Below are 19,319 nucleotides of genomic sequence, written 5' to 3' on the forward strand. Positions count from 1 at the left end.
CCGGGAGTACGGCAGGTTTGCCGGCTTTCTTGAGCCTTTTTTCTGGGGGAACGAACATACGTTCGTTCGCCGTCGCCTCTTATAACCGGCCAAAAATCCTTGCGTCAGACGAATCGACCCACAGATTCGGCACCTACCCTGTCCGATTCGCCACAAAGCTTGGCAGGACAACGTTACGAGGACAGCCTACACTTGTCAGAAATTCAGTCTGCGCATAAATGCCGCACTGAAAAGAACACATTCCGAGACGCTTTTCCGCTTACATCCGCCATTCAATATGCAAACGAGCATCGACAAGGGCGCTTTGTCGCCTTCCGGCGCATCGGCCGGCGCTTCCACCGCGGCTCCCGCAAGCACGGGCACTCAACGCACCGTGTATTCCGTTCTGGGCGCGATCAGTTTTTCGCATCTTCTGAACGACATGATCCAGTCGCTGATTCTGGCGATCTACCCGATGTTCAAAAGCGAGTTCGCGCTCAGCTTCGGACAGATCGGTCTGATTACGCTGGTGTATCAGGTGACGGCTTCGCTGCTGCAACCGCTCGTCGGGTTGTACACGGACAAACATCCGAAGCCTTATTCGCTGCCGGTCGGCATGGGCTTCACGCTCTCGGGTCTGCTGCTGATGTCGATCGCGGGCAACTTCGGCACGCTGCTGATCGCGGCGGCGCTCGTCGGCTGCGGATCGTCGGTGTTTCATCCGGAGTCGTCGCGGGTTGCGCGCATGGCGTCGGGCGGCAAGCATGGTCTCGCGCAGTCGCTCTTTCAGGTGGGCGGCAATGCCGGCTCGTCGCTCGGGCCGCTGCTCGCCGCGCTGATCGTCATTCCGCACGGGCAGAAGAGCATCGCGTGGTTCTCGGCGGCGGCGCTCGTCGCGATGTTCGTGCTGGCGAACATCGGCCGCTGGTACAAGCGTCATCCGGCGACGAAGAAAGGCCGCGCGCAGACCGCGCACGCCACGCTGCCGCGCAACAAGGTCATGATGGCGATGAGCGTGCTCGTGCTGCTCGTGTTCTCGAAGTACTTCTATCTCGCGAGCATCACGAGCTACTTCACGTTCTATCTGATCAGCAAGTTCGGCATTTCAGTGCAGGCCGCGCAGATCCATCTGTTCGTGTTCCTCGCGGCGGTGGCGGCGGGCACGATCATCGGCGGTCCGGTCGGCGACAAGGTCGGACGCAAGGCGGTGATCTGGGTGTCGATTCTCGGCGTCGCGCCGTTCACGCTGCTGATGCCCTATGCGAACCTGTTCTGGACGAGCGTGCTGTCGGTGATCATCGGGCTCGTGCTGGCGTCGGCGTTCTCGGCGATTCTTGTCTATGCGCAGGAGCTGATTCCGGGCAAGGTCGGGATGGTCGCGGGCCTGTTCTTCGGCTTCGCGTTCGGCATGGGCGGCGTGGGCGCGGCGGTGCTCGGGCATCTCGCGGATGCGACCAGCATCGATTACGTCTACAAGGTTTGCGCGTTCCTGCCGTTGCTCGGCGTGCTGACGGTGCTGTTGCCGAAGACGCATGACGCGAAGGCCAGGGCCTGAGAGCAGCAGATGATCGATCGCGGCGGGCGCGCCGGTTCCTCAGCGGACCGCGCGCCCGTCGCGTTTCGGGCGCTCAGTTTCCCAGCGCCTCGCGAACCTGCATCAACGCGCCCGGATCTTCGATTGTCGGCAGCTCGCCCGGATCGCGCCCTTCCGCCAGCGCCGCGATCGCGCGACGCAGCAACTTGCCCGAGCGCGTCTTCGGCAGCATCGACACGAAATGCACGCGCGCCGGACGCGCGATCGCGCCGAGCTGCGAATCCACCGCGTGGCACAGCTCCGCCTCCATGCCCTCGCGCGCGCCCGGCGCGTTGATGCGATCCGCATCGCGCAGCACGACGAACGCCGCCGCGGCCTGCCCTTTCACGGAATCGGCGATGCCGACGACCGCCACTTCGGCGACAGCCGGATGCGCCGACAACGCCTCTTCGATCTCGCGCGTGCCGAGCCGATGCCCCGCGACATTGATCACGTCATCGGTGCGGCCGAGAATCGACACGTAGCCGTCTTCGTCCTGCACGCCCCAGTCGAAGGTCGAATAGACCATCTGGTTCGGCACGCTCTTCCAGTAGGTATCGACGAAACGCTGATCGTCGCGCCATACGGTCTGCATGCAGCCCGGCGGCAACGGATACGCGAGTGTGACGACGCCCTTCTCGCCCGGCGCACAGGCATCGCCCGTTGCCTCGTTGCGCAGCGTGAGATTGAAGCCCATCGACGGCACGCCGGGCGAGCCGAGCTTCGACGGCAATTCCTCGATGCCGCGCGGAATCGCGATCATCGGCCAGCCGGTTTCCGTCTGCCAGTAATTGTCGATGACGGGCTTCTTCAACGCGCTCTGGATCCACTGCGCGGTCGGTTCGTCGAGCGGCTCGCCCGCCAGAAACAGGGTGCGCAGGCTCGACAGATCGTATTTCTCCATCAACGCCGGGTCCTGTTTCTTCAGCACGCGGATCGCGGTCGGCGCGGTGAACATCAGGTTGATCTTGTACTGCTGCACGAGCCGCCACCAGATGCCGCCATCGGGGCGAATCGGCGTGCCTTCGTACATCACGGTCGTCAGTCCGGCGATCAACGGCGCATAGATGATGTAGCTGTGCCCGACGACCCAGCCGATGTCCGATGCGGTGAACATCGTGTCGCCCGGCGCGCCCTGAAAGACGTGCTCCATCGATGCGGCGAGCGCCACCGCATAACCGCCGACATCGCGTTGCACGCCTTTCGGCCTGCCCGTCGTGCCGGACGTGTAGAGAATGTACGAAGGCTCGTTCGATTCGAGCCATTCGCACGGCACGTGGGCATCGAAGAATTGCTCGCGCAGCGGCTCGTACGCGACGAGATAGCTCGCCTGCAGGCGCTCGGGCGCAAGCTGCCGGTCGATCAGCAGCACTTGCGGCACCTTGTATTCGGCGCGCGACAGCGCTTCGTCGACGAGCGGCGTGTAGTCGATCACCTTGCCGCCGCGCGCACCGGCATCGGCGGTGACGATGAGCGCGGGCTCGGCGTCGTCGATACGCGCCGCGAGATTCGGCGCCGCGAATCCGCCGAACACGACCGAATGAATCGCCCCGATGCGCGCGCACGCGAGCATCGCGAAGAGCGCTTCGGGAATCATCGGCAGATAGATCAGCACGCGATCGCCTTTTTTCACGTGCAGCGAGCGCATGACGGCCGCCATGCGGTTCACTTCCGCATGCAGCTCGGCGTAGGTGTAATGGCGCTCGATGCCCGTTTCCGTCGACACATAGATGAGCGCGTCCTGCTGCGCCCGCGACGCGAGATGCCGGTCCACCGCGTTATGGCACAGATTGGTCTTGCCGCCGGCGAACCAGCGCGCGAACGGCGGCTTGCTCGCGTCGAGCACCTGGTCGAAAGGCGTCTGCCAGTGAATGCGCCGGGCCTGTTCGGCCCAGAACGCTTCGGGCTCGTCGATCGACCGTCGATACGCTTCTCGGTAAGTCGGCATGCGCGTCCTCTGCAAAGCGGCGTTGGCTGGTCCCTGAGCATAGAGCAGCCGTCCGACCCGCGCCAGACAGGGCGCGCCCTGATCGGTCCGACGGGTCAGATCGCGCGGGTGCGCGCAGCGGTCCGGTCTGCCGATGCGGCGTGCTTGAGCAGCACCGGCGTCAGTTCGCCCGCGACGCGCATGCTCGATACGACGACCGTGCGCACGCCGATGCCTTCGGTCATCGCGCGCAGCGTTTCGCGCGTGCTCGCGCGCGCCTCGATGCGCGGTTCGATCACGATCAGGCCGCGGCAGTGCGAGGCGAACATCGCGCGATGCGTGCGCATCCACGCGGCGCGCAGACGGGCGTCGTCGGCGGTTTCGGTTTCGTCGTGCCCGGCGATCAGCACGAAAGGCGTCGCGAGTGTCAGGAGCCGGCGCATCTGCGCGCTCCATGCGAACGCATAGCCGGGCTTCACTGCGCGCGCACGCAGACGCACGAGCGGAAAACGGCTCGCGTCGAAGAGACGATCGTCGAGTTCGAGGGATGTCGGTGCAAGGTCGGCGGCGTTCACAGCGGTTTCGGGCTCCAGTAGTTCAGCGCGGCGACGAGCGACGGCCAGCGCGAACGCCGCGGCACCACGCGCTTCTTCGGCTGCGTGGCGCGCGGCGGACGGGGGGCCGACTTCTTCGGCGCGTCGGCTGTCGCCTCGCGCCAGGCGCGGCGCGTCGTTTCGAGCACTTTCGCTGCGGATTCGCTGATCATCGGTCGACCTCCGTTCGTCGAGTCGATTGTATTGAGAATCATTCTCAATTGCAAGCGTTCGGTCGGACGGGTCGCCTGGCGATTGCGTTTCGTTTTTTAATCCCGATAAAAACACGCCGCGACAATTTCAATTCCACCTTTCGGAAATGCCGATTTACACCCGCTTATTTGCGGTTCGCGTCAATATCGTAATTCGATCTCAATCCGATAATTACGCCCAATTCTCGAAAATAAGCTTCATGATGAATTAAGTTTCATAAAACCGACGCGTGCAAATCGCAAATTTGAATAGTGTTTTCGAGGAAATTTGTTAATTTCATAGAGTCATTCGTCGCCTATAGATCGGATTCCGGGGTCGGCCATGAAAACGATGTGTCTTCGCAAAGCAAAATGGGCGCTTGCCGGCGCAATCGTGATTTCGGCGGCCGTTTATGCCGCATATCCGGCATGGACCGAAGGGACGAAGTACACCGCCGGCTCGTTCGTCAGCTACAACGGGCACGACTATCAGGCACTTCAGACGCACACGGCGCTGCCGGGCGCGGGATGGACGCCATCGGCATCGCCGACGCTGTGGAAAGATCTGGGCGCATCGTCGGGCGGATCGCCCGCGCCCGCGCCTGCTCCGACGCCGATACCGACGCCCGCTCCGGCGCCGGCCGGCTGCTATGCGGCGTGGTCGGCCACCGCGACCTACAGCAACGCCGGAATGCGCGTGACCTATAACGGCCGGAACTACGAGAGCAAATGGTGGACGCAGGGCGAGGACCCGAGCCAAAGCGGCCCTTACGGCGCGTGGAAGGATCTGGGTACATGCAACGCATCGCCGACTCCGGCGCCGACTCCAACGCCCGCCCCGGCACCCACGCCAACACCAACCCCAGCACCAACTCCCACGCCCACGCCAGCCCCGGCGCCCACGCCGACACCGACTCCAGCGCCCTCGCCCGGCTCGGTGACGACGACGGGCAAGATCAATTTCCACTTGCTGCTCGGCGCAGGCAGCCCGCAAGACAGCATGACGCTCGACGGCGACAATTACACCGACCTCATCATGTCGAACATCATCGCCGGAGTGATGTACGGCTATCTCGTGCAGCAATACTTCCCCGGCATGCAGTTCGAGAAAGATTATTTATACGGCTCGGTGCTGGGCCAGTTGCTGCAGGAAAATCTGGAAACGCAGCTATATCAGGCGAGCGGCAATCTGATTGCGCCATCGAAGGATCAGCAGGCCGTGATGGGCGGCGGCCAGGGCGGTCCGTATTAGATCAACAATTACGCCGCCGATATGGTGGCCGGCACGTATGCGCCCGCCGGTCATTCGCTGATCAACTACATCGCGTTGCAGAAGAACATCGGCTTCAGCATGGCCGATGCCGCCAAGCAGAACACCAAGGTCACGCCGCCCTCGTTCAACGACAAGTACTACGGGCCGATGCTGACCGCGTACTTCCACTACAACGACATGGTGGCGCTGGTCGAAACCGGCAAGGGCACGGGCGGCTGGACGACGCCGTGGCAGCCTGCGTTCGATCAGTCGATGACCACGTTCAAGAATCTGCCGAACAACTTCTTCGACATTCTCCTGAACGTGGCCTACAACCAGGGCTTCTACGGCACGTTGATGTCGAGCTACAGCAAGCTGGGCGCGACGGCCACGGCCTCGACGGTGACGCAGGTGAACGACTGGAGCCGCGTGTGGGGCAAGACGGACTCGTACGAGCAGTATCCGTATCAGGTGCGCTATTACCTGAACCAGTTCTATGGCCGGCCGATCCCGACGACCTCCGCGACCACGTTCATGACGCCGCAAAATCACGTCGCCTTCAACATGACGACGCTCGGCAAGGTCTTCTCCAACGTGTTCACGACGCTTTCGTATGTGAATCCGGCCACCGGTCAGGGCGAGTTCATCCCGGCGGCGAAAGCGCAGAGCGCGTATAGCATCGCGCTTTCACAGCATGGCGTATCGGAGACGAGCACGCTGGATTTGTCCAACACCAACGATCGCGCGACGATCTTCGCCGTGCTCGAAGACGCGATCAAGTATCTGGAGAAGAGCCTGGGCGTGCAGTTCAACGCGACGACCAATTCGCAGATCTGATCAGCGGACCGTGCGCAGAAAGCGCGACAGGATGCCCGACGAGTAAGTCGCCGCGATCGATGTCAGAAATTCGGTGAACGACAAGGGCGCGGCGGCGTCCGCCGAATCGGAAATGGTCCGCACGACGGCGCACGGCACGCCATGCTCGTAGCAGACCTGCGCGATGGCCGCGCCTTCCATCTCGACGGCGAGCGCGTCCGGCAACGCATCGCGCAGGCCGAAGAGTGCGTCGTGGCTCGCGATGAACCGGTCGCCGCTCACGATCATCCCGCGATGCACGCGCGGCTGCGCAACCGCGAAACGCTCCGCCAGCACCGCGCTTTCTTCGGCGATGAACGCATCGGCGGCGGCGGCGAGCGCGTCGGACAGCGCACGGTCGGCGTCGAAGCGCGCGCGGTCGAGCAGCGGCACTTCATAGCGCGGAAAGAGCGGCGATGCATCGAGATCGTGCTGCATCAACGCATCCGCGACGACGATATCGCCCACTTGCACATCCGCCCGCACGCCGCCGGCGACGCCGGTGAAGACGATCGCATCGGCGTCGAACACATGGATCAGCGTGCTCGCGGTCGCGGCCGCCGCCACCTTGCCGATGCGCGCGAGCGTGACGGCGACGGGCAATCCGTGCGCATCGCCGATGTAGTACTCGCGCTGGCCGAGCGTGACGGTGCGCACTCCGCCCGCCGCGTTCATTTGCGCGATGAGATCGCCGAGTTCCTGCGGCAGCGCCGCCATGATGCCGAGCCGCTTCATGCTCATTCGACGGCCTGAAGTTTCGCGACCGCCAGCGCGAGCCATTTCTCGCCGTGGCGCTTGAAGCGCACTTGCGCGCGCGCATCGCCGCCGGAGCCTTCCAGCGCGGTCACGGTGCCTTCGCCGAACTTCGTGTGGAACACGGCCTGTCCGACCTTGAAGCCCGACTCCGCCGCGCGCTGCTCGTTCGCGAACGAGGGCAAGCGCTCCGGCGTCTGGCCGCCGCCGTACGACGAACCGCCGCGCTCCTGTCCCGGACGCGCGAACCAGTCTCGTCCCCAGCCGGCATTATCGGCACGGCCGCCCCAGCGCGCGCCCGCCTCGATCTTCGGCGTGAGCCACTTGAGCGAGCCTTCGGGCAGTTCATCGAAGAAGCGCGACCGGATGTTGTAGCGCGTCTGGCCATGCAGCATGCGGCTCTGCGCGAACGACAGATACAGCCGCTCCTTCGCGCGCGTGATCGCCACGTACATGAGACGCCGCTCTTCTTCCAGCCCGTCCGATTCCTGCGCGCTGTTCTCGTGCGGGAACAAGCCCTCTTCCAGCCCGGTGATGAACACCGCCGTGAATTCGAGCCCCTTCGCCGCGTGCACGGTCATCAACTGCACGGCGTCCTGGCCGGCCTGCGCCTGGTTGTCGCCGGCTTCGAGCGATGCGTGCGACAGGAAACCGGCGAGCGGCGTCATCGTGTCGGGATTCTGCGCGGGATCGGCGATGCCGGGCGCCTCGAGCACTTCGATCTCGCCGTCCTCGCTCACCGCCGCGATCTCCGGCGCCGATGTCGCGCCCGGGCGCAGCGGAATCGAGCGCGCGGGGGTATCGAGTCCGTAGCCTTCCTCGCTGACGAACGCCGCCGCGGCATTCACGAGTTCCTGCAAGTTTTCCAGCCGGTCCTGACCTTCGCGCTCGCCTTCGTAGAACGTGGCGAGACCGCTCGCGCGCACGACGTATTCGACCGTTTCCGGCAAGCTCATCTGCTGCGTTTCGGCGCGCATCTTCGCGATGAGCGTCGCGAACGCGCCGAGACTCGAGCCGGCCTTGCCGGTCACGTACGGCACGGCGGCGGCCATCGAGCAGTTGTAGAGACGCGCCGCGTCGGCCACTTGCTCGATGGAACGCGCCCCGATGCCGCGCGTCGGAAAATTGACGACCCGCGCGAACGCGGTGTCGTCGTTCGGATTGTCGATGAGACGCAGATACGCGAGCGCGTGCTTCACTTCCTGGCGCTCGAAGAAGCGCAGGCCGCCATACACGCGATACGGAATGCCCGCGTTCACGAGCGTATGTTCGATGGTCCGCGACTGCGCGTTGCTGCGATAAAGCACCGCGACCTCGCCGCGCGACACGCCCGTATTGATGAGCGCCTTGATTTCCTCGACGATCCAGCCCGCTTCCTGCGAATCCGTCGCGGCCTCGTAGACGCGCACCGGCTCGCCGTGGCCCGCGTCGGTGCGCAGGTTCTTGCCCAACCGGTTGGCGTTGTTGGCGATCAGGAAGTTCGCGGTGTCGAGAATATGGCCGTGCGAGCGATAGTTCTGCTCCAGCTTGATGAGATTGCGCACGCGGAACTCGCGCTCGAAATCGTGCATGTTGCCGACGTTCGCGCCGCGAAACGCGTAGATCGACTGATCGTCGTCGCCGACCGCGAAGATCGCGTTGTGCTCGCCCGCCAGCAGCTTGAGCCACGCGTATTGAAGCTTGTTCGTGTCCTGAAACTCGTCGACGAGAATGTTGCGAAAACGCGCCTGATAGTGCGCACGCAGCGGCGGATTGTGCGCGAGCAGTTCGTAGCAGCGCAGCAGCAGTTCCGGAAAATCGACGACGCCTTCGCGCTGGCATTGCTGATCGTAGGCGTCGTACAGCTCGACGAACTTGCGATTGAACGCGTCGGTGGCGTCGACGTCCTTCGGACGCAGGCCCTGCTCCTTCGCGTTGTTGATGAAGTACTGGAGGTTCTTCGCCGGATATTTCTCGTCGTCGACGTTCAGGCCCTTCATCAGCCGCTTGATGGCGGAAAGTTGATCGGCCGTGTCGAGGATCTGGAACGTCTGCGGCAGGCCGGCGTCGCGGTAATGCGCGCGCAGCATGCGATTGCACAGGCCGTGAAAGGTGCCGATCCACATGCCGCGCGTGTCGATGGGCATCATGGCGGACAGGCGCGCCATCATCTCGCGCGCGGCCTTGTTCGTGAAGGTGACGGCGAGCACGGTCGGCGGCGACGCGTAGCCATGCTGGATCAGCCACGCGATGCGCGTGATGAGCACGCGCGTCTTGCCGCTGCCGGCGCCCGCGAGAATGAGCGCGGGCTCGTCGGGGAGCGTCACGGCGGCGAGTTGTTCGGGATTCAGATTCGCGAGCAGGTCGGGCATGGGAAAGAGCAGCGGCAGAAAAGCGGGCCAGAAAACTTTGGCGGCGGGCCGACCATTATAAGACCGCGCCGATGGAGCCGCCGGCCGCGAGAAGGCACGCGCCCGCGGGCCGAATTCGTCCGAGCCAGTGCGCGGAACCTTATAATTGGGGATTCCCCCGCATTTTTTCACGCATTTTTCGGCAGATTCCACAAATGAGCGACAACACGCTTGCGAAGAGCTTCGAGCCTCAAAACATCGAGTCCCAATGGGGCCCGGAATGGGAAAAACGCGGGTACGCCGCGCCCACGTTCAAAGAGGGCGCGAAGAATTTCTCCATCCAGTTGCCGCCGCCGAACGTCACCGGCACGCTGCACATGGGGCACGCGTTCAACCAGACGATCATGGATGGCCTCACGCGCTATCACCGCATGCTCGGCGAAAACACGCTGTGGGTGCCGGGCACGGACCACGCGGGCATCGCGACGCAGATCGTCGTCGAACGCCAACTGGATGCGCAAGGCATCTCGCGCCATGACCTCGGCCGCGAGGAGTTTCTGAAGCGCGTCTGGGCGTGGAAGCAGCAATCCGGCTCGACCATCACGAATCAGGTGCGGCGCCTCGGCGCGTCGATCGACTGGTCGCGCGAATATTTCACGATGGACGACAAGATGTCGGCCGCCGTGCGCGACGTATTCGTCACGCTGTACAAGCAAGGCCTGATCTATCGCGGCAAGCGGCTCGTGAACTGGGACCCGGTGCTCGGCACGGCCGTGTCGGATCTCGAAGTGGTGAGCGAGGAAGAGAACGGCAGCCTGTGGCACATCCAGTATCCTTTGCCCGATGGCTCGGGTCATCTGACGGTCGCGACCACGCGCCCCGAAACCATGCTCGGCGACGTCGCCGTGATGGTGCATCCGGAAGACGAGCGTTATCAGCACCTGATCGGCAAGACGGTCGTGCTGCCGCTGTGCGATCGCGAAATCCCCGTCATCGCCGATGACTACGTCGATCGCGAATTCGGCACCGGCGTCGTGAAAGTCACGCCCGCGCACGACTTCAACGACTACGCCGTCGGCCAGCGCCACAAGCTGCCGCAGATCGAAATCCTCACGCTCGACGCGAAGATCAATGGCAATGCGCCCGAGAAGTATCGCGGCATGGATCGTTTCGATGCGCGCAAGGCAGTCGTGAAGGACCTCGAAGCGCTCGGCCTGCTCGAATCCGTCAAGCCGCACAAGCTGATGGTGCCGCGCGGCGACCGCACGAACGTGGTCATCGAGCCGATGCTGACCGACCAGTGGTTCGTCGCGATGAGCAAGCCCGCGCCCGAAGGCACGTTCAATCCGGGCAAGTCGATCACGGACACGTCGCTCGATGTCGTGCGCAGCGGCCAGATCAAGTTCGTGCCGGAGAACTGGACCACGACCTACTATCAGTGGCTCGAGAACATCCAGGACTGGTGCATTTCGCGTCAGTTGTGGTGGGGCCATCAGATTCCCGCGTGGTATGGCGAGAACGGCGAGATCTTCGTCGCGAAGACGGAAGACGAAGCCCGCGCCGAAGCCGACGCGCAAGGCTACAAGGGCGCACTCAAGCGCGACGAAGACGTGCTCGACACGTGGTTCTCGTCCGCGCTCGTGCCGTTCTCGTCGCTCGGCTGGCCGAACGAGACGCGGGAACTGAAGGCATTCCTGCCGTCGTCGGTGCTCGTGACGGGCTTCGACATCATCTTCTTCTGGGTCGCCAGAATGGTGATGATGACCACGCATTTCACCGGCAAGGTGCCTTTCGACACCGTCTATGTGCACGGCCTCGTGCGCGACGCCGAAGGCCAGAAGATGTCGAAGAGCAAGGGCAATACGCTCGATCCGATCGATATCGTCGATGGCATCGACCTCGAATCGCTCGTCGCCAAGCGCACGACGGGGCTCATGAACCCGAAGGCCGCCGCGCAGATCGAGAAGAAGACGCGCAAGGAATTCCCCGAAGGCATTCCGTCGTTCGGCACGGATGCACTGCGCTTCACGATGGCGTCGATGGCCACGCTCGGCCGCAACGTCAACTTCGACCTCGCGCGTTGCGAGGGCTATCGCAATTTCTGCAACAAGCTGTGGAACGCCACGCGTTTCGTGTTGATGAACTGCGAAGGCCACGATTGCGGTTTCGCGAATCCGGGCGCATGCAAGCCGGGCGATTGCGGCCCGGGCGGCTACACCGACTACTCGCAGGCGGACCGCTGGATCGTGTCGCTGCTTCAGCGCGTGGAAGCCGAAGTGGAGAAAGGCTTCGCGGATTATCGTTTCGACAACGTCGCGAGCGCGATCTACAAGTTCGTGTGGGACGAGTACTGCGACTGGTATCTGGAACTCGCGAAGGTGCAAATCCAGACCGGCACGCCGGCGCAGCAGACCGCGACGCGCCGCACGCTGTTGCGCGTGCTGGAAACGGTGCTGCGCCTCGCGCATCCGGTCATCCCGTTCATCACGGAAGCGTTGTGGCAGAAAGTCGCGCCCATGACCGATGCGTTCCCGCAAGGCGCGAGCGAAGGCGACGTGTCGATAATGACGCAGCCTTATCCGCGCGCCGAGCAGAAAAAGATCGATGAATCGTCAGAACAGTGGGCGGCCGAACTGAAGGCTGTCATCGATGCATGTCGTAATCTGCGTGGCGAAATGAATCTGTCGCCCGCGGTGAAGGTGCCGCTGCTCGCACACGGCGACGCGGCCCGCCTCTCCGCCTTCGCACCGTATATCGCCGCCCTCGCGCGTCTCTCCGAAGTGAAGATCATCGACGACGAAGCCGATCTCGACAAGGAAGCGCATGGCGCGCCGTTCGCGATCGTCGGCACGAGCAAGCTCGTGTTGAAGGTCGAGATCGATGTCGCCGCCGAACGCGAGCGTCTGAGCAAGGAAGTGGACCGTTTGATTGCCGAAGTCGCAAAATGTAACGCGAAACTCGGCAATGAAAGCTTTGTTGCAAAAGCACCGGCCGCTGTCGTTGAACAGGAGCGCAAAAGGCTGGCAGAATACGGAACCACCATCGAGAAGCTTCAGGCCCAATTATTGCGTCTGCCGGCTTGATTTTGAGGGTTCGAATCATTTATCGATCCGCTCCGTCTGTCTCGACGTTTCATTGATTAAGAGGAACAGGGTCATCACATGCTAAAAGTTACCAAAGCGGTTTTTCCGGTCGCAGGTCTGGGCACGCGGTTCCTTCCCGCGACCAAGGCCAGCCCGAAGGAAATGCTGCCCGTCGTGGACAAACCGCTGATTCAGTACGCGGTCGAAGAAGCAATGGCGGCCGGCATCACTGAGATGATCTTCGTGACTGGCCGCAGCAAGCGCGCCATCGAAGATCATTTCGACAAGTCCTACGAGATCGAAGCGGAACTCGAGGCGCGCGGTAAGGACAAGCTGCTCGAGCTCGTGCGCAGCATCAAGCCGAGCCATGTCGACTGCTTCTACGTGCGTCAGGCCGAAGCGCTCGGTCTCGGCCACGCCGTGCTGTGCGCGGAGAAGCTGGTCGGCGACAATCCGTTCGCCGTGATCCTCGCGGACGACTTGCTGTACGGCAAGCCGCCCGTGATGTCGCAGATGATCGAAGTCTTCGACCACTATCACAGCTCGGTGATCGGCGTCGAAGAGATCCCGCCGGAAGATTCGAAGTCCTACGGCATCATCGACGGCAAGGAGTGGGAAGACAACATCTTCAAGCTGTCGGGCATCGTCGAGAAGCCGGAACCGGCCGTGGCGCCGTCGAGCCTGGGCGTGGTCGGCCGTTACGTGCTGAAGCCGCGCATTTTCGATCACATCCGCGCGCTGAAGCCGGGCGCGGGCGGCGAACTGCAACTGACGGACGCGATTCAGTCGCTGCTGTCGGATGAGCAAGTGCTCGCGTACAAGTATCACGGCACGCGCTTCGACTGCGGCAGCAAGCTCGGCTACCTCAAGGCGACGGTCGAGTTCGCGCTGCGTCACCCGGAAGTGAAGCAGGAATTCGAGGAATATCTGCGTAATCGCGCGCCGATTCTCGAAGGCTGAATTTCCGGCTGCATCGGCTGAAAAAAATGCCCGTCACGCGAGTGACGGGCATTTTTGCTTTTGGGCGCCTGCGAAGCTCTTTCAGCGTCGGCGCATCAGGAAGATGAACGTCTTGTCCTGCGCCGTCGATTCGACGATTTCGTTGCCGGTCTGCTTGGCGAATGCCGCGAAATCGCGCTGCGATCCCGGATCGGTCGCGAGCACTTTCAGAATCTGACCGCTCGTCATGTCGGCGAGCGCCTTCTTTGCCCGCAGGATCGGCAACGGGCAGTTGAGCCCGCGCGCGTCGACTTCCTTGTGAACTTCCATCGCGATTGAACCTTTGATTGCCAGTGAGATTTGCGCTCGTGAAGGTTCGATTTTAACGCAGAGGTCACAAGTTCACTGGAGTGCCGCTCTCATACGCCTGCCGCATCGCGATTCCGATGCGCGTCGCTTCCCTCGCATCGTCGAGCGTGAGCCCCGTCGGCTTGCCATCGCGCAGCAACGCGACGAACGCCTGCGCCTCGCGCAAAAACGCATCCTCGAAACGTTCGAAGAACGTCGGCGTGCAGGCATTGCGCACGCCATGCGCATCCGCGATCTCCACGCGATTTGCACGCGGATTGCGCCCCACCGACAGCGCGCCCGCCGTGCCGATCACTTCCGTCTGCGTGTCGTGCCCGTGCGCCATCGTGCGCGATGCGTACAGCACCGCCAGCCGGCCGTCATCGAACTCGATGGTGCCCACGCCATTGTCGATGTCATTGCACTCGCGCAAACCCTCGTGGATCGCGATGGTCCCGCTCGCGTACACACGCCGCGCGCGCGGATTGCCGAGCAGCCAGCGCGCGAGATCGATGTCGTGCACGCTGCAATCGAGAAAGAGCCCGCCCGAGGTCGGCGCGAATCGCACGAAGAAGCCATCGGGATCGTTCTTGTCGCAGGTCTGCGAGCGCACCATGAAGGGCCGGCCGATCGCGCCGTTTGCAACGCTATCGAACGCATCGCGATAGCTCGCGTCGAAGCGTCGCACGAAGCCGATCATCACGTGCAGATGCGGATGACGCGCGTGCTCGTCGATCACGGCGTCGCACTCGGCGAGATCGAGCGACAGCGGCTTCTCGCAGAACACATGCTTGCCCGCGCGCAACGCGGCGATGATCTGCCGCGCATGCAGCGACGTGGGCGTGACGAGCCACACGGCGTCGATGGACGCGTCGGTGAGCAGCGCGTCGTAATCGGCGTAGAGCGACAACTCAGGAAGATTCGATGACGCCCACGCGCGCTCATCCGCAACCGGACTGCACGCCGCGACGAGCATCGCGCCCGGCACGCGCCACGCGAGATTTTCCGCATGCCGCCGCCCGAGCCTTCCCAATCCGACGATACCGAAGCGCACCGCGTTCATGCGACGCTCTCCCCGAGCTTGACGATGCGCGCCTCGCGCCACGACAAGGTCGCGGCTTCGGCGAGTTCGAGCGCTTTCAGGCCATCGGCGACGGTCGTTCGCACCGGCTTGCCGTTGTTGACCGCATCGAAGAAATGCGCGATTTCCGCCGCGTACGCCGCGCGATAGCGTTCGAGAAAGAACGCCTCGGGCTTGTCGCTCGAAACGGCGGTCGACGTGTAGGCCGTGACTTCGGTCGGCCGCACATTGCCCGCCTGCAACATGCCCGCGCTGCCGAGCAACTCGAAGCGCTGATCGTAGCCGTACGCCGCGCGCCGCGCCGTGTTGATCTGGCACAGGCGCCCGCGCTTCGTGCGAATCGTCACCGCGGTCGAATCGATATCGCCCGCTTCCGCGATGGCCGGATCGGAGAGACAACTGCCCGTCGCGTGCAGCGTGTCGGCTTCGTCGTCGAGAATCCAGCGGAAGATGTCGAAGTCGTGGATCAGCATGTCCTTGAAGATGCCGCCCGAATGCTTGATGTACTCGACCGGCGGCGCGCCCGGATCGCGGCTCGTCACGATGAGCATCTCCGGATCGCCGATCTCGCCCGCATCGATGCGCGCCTTCAACGCCGAGAAAGTCGGATCGAAGCGGCGCTGAAAGCCGATCATGCAGACGACGCCCGCCTTCGCGACGGCATCGGCGCATGCGCGCGCACGCTCGGTCGTGAGATCGACGGGCTTCTCGCAAAACACATGCTTCTTCTGCGCCGCCGACGCCAGAATCAGGTCCGCGTGCGTGTCCGTGCTCGAACACACGACAGTCGCGCCGACGGAGGCATCGCCCATTGCGCCGTCGACATCGGCGACGGTCGCGCCGTGCTCTTTCGCGAGCGCGGCGGCTGCGTCGCGATTCACATCGACGACATATTTCAACCGCACGCCCGGCTGCCGCGCGAGATTGGCCGCGTGAATCTTGCCGATGCGCCCTGCTCCAAACACCGCCACATCAATCGTCATAGCCACCTGTCTCCTTGGATTCCTCAACGTTCAACTCGAGCCGGTACGCGAGCGCGATGAACAACGCCTGGCACAGGCAAATGGTGCTCGTGAGCGAACGGAACGCGAACGCGCTGCCTTCCTTCACGAACAGACTCGCGCTCGCGTGACGCGCGAGCGGCGAAAGCTGGCTATCGGTGATGACGAGGGTCGCCGCGCCGCGATGCTGCGCGGCGCGCACGCAATATTGCGTCTCCTTGCCGTAGGGCGCGAAGCTGATCGCGATCACCACGTCCTCTTTCCGCACGCTGCGCATCTGCTCGCGAAACATGCCGCCGATGCCCGAAATCAGATGCACGCGTTTCTTCGTGTGCTGCAATGCATAGACGATGTAGCTCGCCACCGCGAACGACCGGCGCACGCCGATCACGTAAATGTTCTCGGCCTGCGAAAGCATTTCGACGGCGGCTTCGAACTGCGCGTCGTCGAGACCGGCTTCGAGCTCGTCGAGACCCGTGCGGCTCGCCGCGATGAACTCGCGCGCGACCGACACGCCCGAGGCCTCGCCCGCCTTCTCGTCGATGAGCTTGCGAATGCGCTGCTGATACGTCTGCTGCGAGCCGCCCGCGCCCGTGTACGCCTGGCGGAACACGGCCTGCAAGTCGGAGAAGCCGGAAAAGCCGAAGCGCTGCGCGAACCGCACGACCGCCGACGCATGCACGCCGCACGCGCTCGCGATATCGCTCGTGCGATCCATCATCACGCTCTGCCGATGCTGCTCGATATACGTCGCGACGCTCTTCAACTGACGCGGCAGCGAATCGAAGGCGTCGGTGATCCGTTGCATCAGTTCGTCGACGCTCTGCACGTCGGTGCTGGTCTCATCCATCACAGGCTCTTTCGATGTTCGTCTTGCAACCGATTATAGGAACGCGGCAAGCAAATTGGAATGTATTTTCCATTTGCCGCATCAATAAAATTTCCATTGCAGACCGCCGAAAACTGACCTACTCTTGGTCCTGAGCACGGCACATCGAACGGCCGGCTCGCGGAAACATCACACCAAACAACAACCGAGATAGGTGGAGACGATGACCATTTGCAACGGTCGGGCCGCGCTGCGCGCGCTGGTGGCTGCTGCTGCGTTGTGCAGCGCAACGATGATGGCGACGAGTTCCGCACACGCGGCGCCCGATGCGAAGTTCGTGCTGATCAGCCACGCGCCGGACTCCGATTCCTGGTGGAACACCATCAAGAACGCGATCAAGCAGGCCGATGAAGACTTCAACGTGCAGACGGACTACCGCAATCCGCCGAACGGCGATATCGCGGACATGTCGCGCCTGATCGAGCAGGCCGCCGCGCGCAACTACGACGGCGTCATCACCACCATCGCGGACTTCGACGTGCTGAAAAGCTCGATCAACAAGGTCACCGCGAAGAAGATCCCGCTCGTGACGATCAACTCCGGCACCGAAGAGCAGAGCGCGCAACTGGGCGCGATCATGCACGTCGGCCAGCCTGAATATGTCGCCGGCAAGGCGGCGGGCGAAAAGGCCAAGGCCGCGGGCATCAAGTCGTTTCTGTGCGTGAACCATATCGCGACCAATACGGTGTCGTTCGATCGTTGCCGCGGTTTCGCCGATGCCCTCGGCGTCGACTACAAGGCCGCGACGCTCGACTCGGGCCAGGACCCGACCGAGATTCAGTCGAAGGTCTCGGCGTTCCTGCGCAACCATCCGGACACGCAGGCGATCCTCACGCTCGGACCGACGCCCGCTTCGGCGACGCTCAAGGCCGTCGCGCAAATGGGCCTGCAAAACAAGGTCTATTTCGTGACTTTCGACTTTTCCGATGACATCGCGAAGGCGATCAAGGACGGCACGATCAAGTTCGCGATCGATCAGCAGCCGTACCTGCAAGGCTATATTCCCGTGGCCGTGCTCGCGATCGTCCACAAGGATCACACGACCGATCCGGCGAAGATCCGTCAGATTCTCGAAGCGAATCCGAAGTTCAAGGCGCGCCTCGAAACCTATGGATTGCAGCCGTCGTATGGGCCGAAGAACATCCGTTCGGGCCCGGGTTTCATCACCAAAGAAAATCTCGACAAGGTCGTGAAGTACGCCGGTCAATATCGTTGATCCCGGCATGACCTGTTTCGGGCGGCCCTTCTAGCACCGCCCGCTTTTATCAACGTTCAGCGCGCTTTGCTGCGTCCGTTCGCGGACGCGGCGGGGGCGCGCGCATCGGTACCGCATCGACATCGAGCCTCAAGGAGCCATCATGGGCGTAGCCGGCAAGCATTACCCTCCTCACGTGAACCCTCAGCAGGACAACGCTGAAACACCTGACAAGGCAAAGCCCTCGGATGAGCGCGTACGCCGGACATCGTGGTTCGGTCATTTGTTGAATCGCCCGGAATTCGCGGCAATTTCCGGCACCGTGCTCGTGTTCCTCGTGTTCGGTTTCGCCGCGGGATCGTCGGGCATGTTCAACCTCGACGGCGTGATGAACTGGTCGCAAGTCGCCGCCTATCTCGGCCTGCTCGCGGTCGGCGCGTGCCTGCTGATGATCGCGGGCGAGTTCGACTTGTCCATCGGCTCGATGATCGGCTTCGCGGGCATGATGGTCGCCCTGCCATCGGTCTACTTTCACTGGCCCATATCAGTTTCGATTCTCTTCGCGTTCGTGATGTCGATGCTGCTCGGCGCGCTCAACGGCTATCTCGTGATGCGCACGCGCCTGCCGTCGTTCATCGTCACGCTCGCGTTTCTGTTCATCCTGCGCGGTCTCACGCTCGCGCTCTCGATCATGTTCGCGGACCGCACCATCATCTCGGGCGTCGGTGATCTCGCGCAGGCCGATCCCATCGCCGATACGCTGTTTCATGGCGTCGCGTTGCACGGCCTGTTCACCTGGCTCGCGCACATGGGCATCGGCAAGCTGCTCGACAGCGGCCAGCCGCTCGTGCCGGGCATTCCGAAGGTCATCATCTGGTGGCTCGCACTCGCGGCGGTCGGTGCCTTCGTGCTCGCCAAGACGCGCTACGGCAACTGGATTCTCGCTGTCGGCGGCGATGCGAATGCCGCGAAGAACGTCGGCGTGCCGGTGAAGCGCGTGAAGATTTCGCTCTTCGTGCTGACCGCGTTCTGCTCGTGCCTGTTCGCCGTGCTGCAAGTGTGCGACATCGGATCGGCTGCGGCTGATCGTGGCTTGCAGAAGGAATTCGAAGCGATCATCGCGGCGGTCATCGGCGGCACCTTGCTGACAGGCGGTTACGGTTCGGTCGTCGGCGCATGCTTCGGAGCACTGATCTTCGGCGTCGTGCAGATCGGCATCACTTATACAAACGTGAGCTCGGACTGGTTCCGCGTGTTCCTCGGCGTGATGCTGCTCATCGCCGTGCTCTTCAATCACTACGTGCGCCGCCGCGTTTCGCAGGCTCAATAA

16 protein-coding genes are annotated in these 19,319 nt (G+C 63.1%); 7 read left to right on the top strand and 9 right to left on the bottom strand.

Annotated features, from left to right (window positions below):
• Positions 1–277 precede the first annotated feature (277 nt).
• Complete coding sequence (locus tag AWB76_RS21945) at positions 278–1,534, top strand: MFS transporter (RefSeq protein WP_061162237.1); 1,257 nt, start codon at positions 278–280, stop codon at positions 1,532–1,534.
• Between the two features lie 73 nt (positions 1,535–1,607).
• Here the strand turns inward: AWB76_RS21945 and AWB76_RS21950 are convergent, their stop codons facing one another.
• The 3 genes from AWB76_RS21950 to AWB76_RS21960 form a co-directional block, all read right to left on the bottom strand.
• Positions 1,608–3,500: a propionate--CoA ligase gene (locus AWB76_RS21950; RefSeq protein ID WP_061162238.1), complete on the bottom strand. Its 1,893-nt coding sequence runs from the start codon at positions 3,498–3,500 to the stop codon at positions 1,608–1,610.
• A 95-nt stretch (positions 3,501–3,595) separates the two neighbouring features.
• Positions 3,596–4,054 (bottom strand): hypothetical protein, encoded by a 459-nt coding sequence (locus AWB76_RS21955; protein ID WP_061162239.1) that lies wholly within the window; start codon positions 4,052–4,054, stop codon positions 3,596–3,598.
• Complete coding sequence (locus AWB76_RS21960; RefSeq protein ID WP_061162240.1) at positions 4,051–4,245, bottom strand: hypothetical protein; 195 nt, start codon at positions 4,243–4,245, stop codon at positions 4,051–4,053. Before AWB76_RS21960 ends, AWB76_RS21955 begins: the two co-directional genes overlap by 4 nt.
• A 361-nt stretch (positions 4,246–4,606) precedes the next feature.
• Between AWB76_RS21960 and AWB76_RS41840 the strand changes: the two genes are divergently transcribed.
• Together AWB76_RS41840 and AWB76_RS41845 are read left to right on the top strand one after the other, a co-directional pair.
• Positions 4,607–5,515 (top strand): carbohydrate-binding protein, encoded by a 909-nt coding sequence (locus AWB76_RS41840; protein ID WP_061162241.1) that lies wholly within the window; start codon positions 4,607–4,609, stop codon positions 5,513–5,515.
• Between the two features lie 21 nt (positions 5,516–5,536).
• Entirely contained in the window at positions 5,537–6,352 is an 816-nt protein-coding gene (locus AWB76_RS41845) for a hypothetical protein (RefSeq protein WP_061162242.1), read from the top strand.
• On the opposite strand, the gene AWB76_RS21975 is transcribed toward AWB76_RS41845, so the two are convergent.
• Together AWB76_RS21975 and AWB76_RS21980 are read right to left on the bottom strand one after the other, a co-directional pair.
• Positions 6,353–7,105, bottom strand: coding sequence for a 5'-methylthioadenosine/adenosylhomocysteine nucleosidase (locus AWB76_RS21975; RefSeq protein ID WP_061162243.1), 753 nt, complete (start codon positions 7,103–7,105; stop codon positions 6,353–6,355). It lies immediately after the preceding gene.
• Between the two features lie 2 nt (positions 7,106–7,107).
• Entirely contained in the window at positions 7,108–9,474 is a 2,367-nt protein-coding gene (locus tag AWB76_RS21980) for a UvrD-helicase domain-containing protein (protein WP_061162244.1), read from the bottom strand.
• Positions 9,475–9,668: 194 nt separating this feature from the next.
• On the opposite strand from AWB76_RS21980, the gene AWB76_RS21985 reads away from it, so the two are divergent.
• Together AWB76_RS21985 and galU are read left to right on the top strand one after the other, a co-directional pair.
• Entirely contained in the window at positions 9,669–12,536 is a 2,868-nt protein-coding gene (locus AWB76_RS21985; RefSeq protein WP_061162245.1) for a valine--tRNA ligase, read from the top strand.
• A 78-nt stretch (positions 12,537–12,614) separates the two neighbouring features.
• Complete coding sequence (gene galU / locus AWB76_RS21990) at positions 12,615–13,496, top strand: UTP--glucose-1-phosphate uridylyltransferase GalU (RefSeq protein ID WP_061162246.1); 882 nt, start codon at positions 12,615–12,617, stop codon at positions 13,494–13,496.
• Positions 13,497–13,577: 81 nt separating this feature from the next.
• On the opposite strand, the gene AWB76_RS21995 is transcribed toward galU, so the two are convergent.
• From AWB76_RS21995 to AWB76_RS22010, 4 genes are all read right to left on the bottom strand, one after another.
• Positions 13,578–13,805 carry a sulfurtransferase TusA family protein gene (locus tag AWB76_RS21995; RefSeq protein WP_008341954.1) on the bottom strand — a complete coding sequence of 76 codons (228 nt, stop codon included), beginning with the start codon at positions 13,803–13,805 and terminating at the stop codon, positions 13,578–13,580.
• A gap of 64 nt (positions 13,806–13,869) precedes the next feature.
• Positions 13,870–14,886 carry a Gfo/Idh/MocA family oxidoreductase gene (locus tag AWB76_RS22000; RefSeq protein WP_061162247.1) on the bottom strand — a complete coding sequence of 339 codons (1,017 nt, stop codon included), beginning with the start codon at positions 14,884–14,886 and terminating at the stop codon, positions 13,870–13,872.
• The gene (gene iolG / locus AWB76_RS22005) at positions 14,883–15,887 is read right to left on the bottom strand and encodes an inositol 2-dehydrogenase (RefSeq protein WP_061162248.1); all 1,005 of its coding nucleotides are present in this window, start codon (positions 15,885–15,887) and stop codon (positions 14,883–14,885) included. Before iolG ends, AWB76_RS22000 begins: the two co-directional genes overlap by 4 nt.
• Positions 15,877–16,755, bottom strand: coding sequence for a MurR/RpiR family transcriptional regulator (locus tag AWB76_RS22010; RefSeq protein WP_061162249.1), 879 nt, complete (start codon positions 16,753–16,755; stop codon positions 15,877–15,879). Before AWB76_RS22010 ends, iolG begins: the two co-directional genes overlap by 11 nt.
• 202 nt (positions 16,756–16,957) lie before the next feature.
• On the opposite strand from AWB76_RS22010, the gene AWB76_RS22015 reads away from it, so the two are divergent.
• Both AWB76_RS22015 and AWB76_RS22020 read left to right on the top strand, forming a co-directional pair.
• The gene (locus tag AWB76_RS22015; RefSeq protein WP_061162250.1) at positions 16,958–18,010 is read left to right on the top strand and encodes a sugar ABC transporter substrate-binding protein; all 1,053 of its coding nucleotides are present in this window, start codon (positions 16,958–16,960) and stop codon (positions 18,008–18,010) included.
• A gap of 142 nt (positions 18,011–18,152) precedes the next feature.
• Entirely contained in the window at positions 18,153–19,319 is a 1,167-nt protein-coding gene (locus tag AWB76_RS22020) for an ABC transporter permease (protein WP_061162251.1), read from the top strand.

The organism is Caballeronia temeraria, assembly GCF_001544795.2.
GTDB lineage: Bacteria > Pseudomonadota > Gammaproteobacteria > Burkholderiales > Burkholderiaceae > Caballeronia > Caballeronia temeraria.

Coding starts and splice junctions, on each gene's coding strand:
- AWB76_RS21945 (WP_061162237.1), top strand. CDS start 278: ATGCAAACGAGCATCGACAAGGGCGCTTTGTCGCCTTCCGGCGCATCG.
- AWB76_RS21950 (WP_061162238.1), bottom strand. CDS start 3,500: ATGCCGACTTACCGAGAAGCGTATCGACGGTCGATCGACGAGCCCGAA.
- AWB76_RS21960 (WP_061162240.1), bottom strand. CDS start 4,245: ATGATCAGCGAATCCGCAGCGAAAGTGCTCGAAACGACGCGCCGCGCC.
- AWB76_RS41840 (WP_061162241.1), top strand. CDS start 4,607: ATGAAAACGATGTGTCTTCGCAAAGCAAAATGGGCGCTTGCCGGCGCA.
- AWB76_RS41845 (WP_061162242.1), top strand. CDS start 5,537: ATGGTGGCCGGCACGTATGCGCCCGCCGGTCATTCGCTGATCAACTAC.
- AWB76_RS21975 (WP_061162243.1), bottom strand. CDS start 7,105: ATGAAGCGGCTCGGCATCATGGCGGCGCTGCCGCAGGAACTCGGCGAT.
- AWB76_RS21980 (WP_061162244.1), bottom strand. CDS start 9,474: ATGCCCGACCTGCTCGCGAATCTGAATCCCGAACAACTCGCCGCCGTG.
- AWB76_RS21985 (WP_061162245.1), top strand. CDS start 9,669: ATGAGCGACAACACGCTTGCGAAGAGCTTCGAGCCTCAAAACATCGAG.
- galU (WP_061162246.1), top strand. CDS start 12,615: ATGCTAAAAGTTACCAAAGCGGTTTTTCCGGTCGCAGGTCTGGGCACG.
- AWB76_RS21995 (WP_008341954.1), bottom strand. CDS start 13,805: ATGGAAGTTCACAAGGAAGTCGACGCGCGCGGGCTCAACTGCCCGTTG.
- AWB76_RS22000 (WP_061162247.1), bottom strand. CDS start 14,886: ATGAACGCGGTGCGCTTCGGTATCGTCGGATTGGGAAGGCTCGGGCGG.
- iolG (WP_061162248.1), bottom strand. CDS start 15,887: ATGACGATTGATGTGGCGGTGTTTGGAGCAGGGCGCATCGGCAAGATT.
- AWB76_RS22010 (WP_061162249.1), bottom strand. CDS start 16,755: ATGGATGAGACCAGCACCGACGTGCAGAGCGTCGACGAACTGATGCAA.
- AWB76_RS22015 (WP_061162250.1), top strand. CDS start 16,958: ATGACCATTTGCAACGGTCGGGCCGCGCTGCGCGCGCTGGTGGCTGCT.
- AWB76_RS22020 (WP_061162251.1), top strand. CDS start 18,153: ATGGGCGTAGCCGGCAAGCATTACCCTCCTCACGTGAACCCTCAGCAG.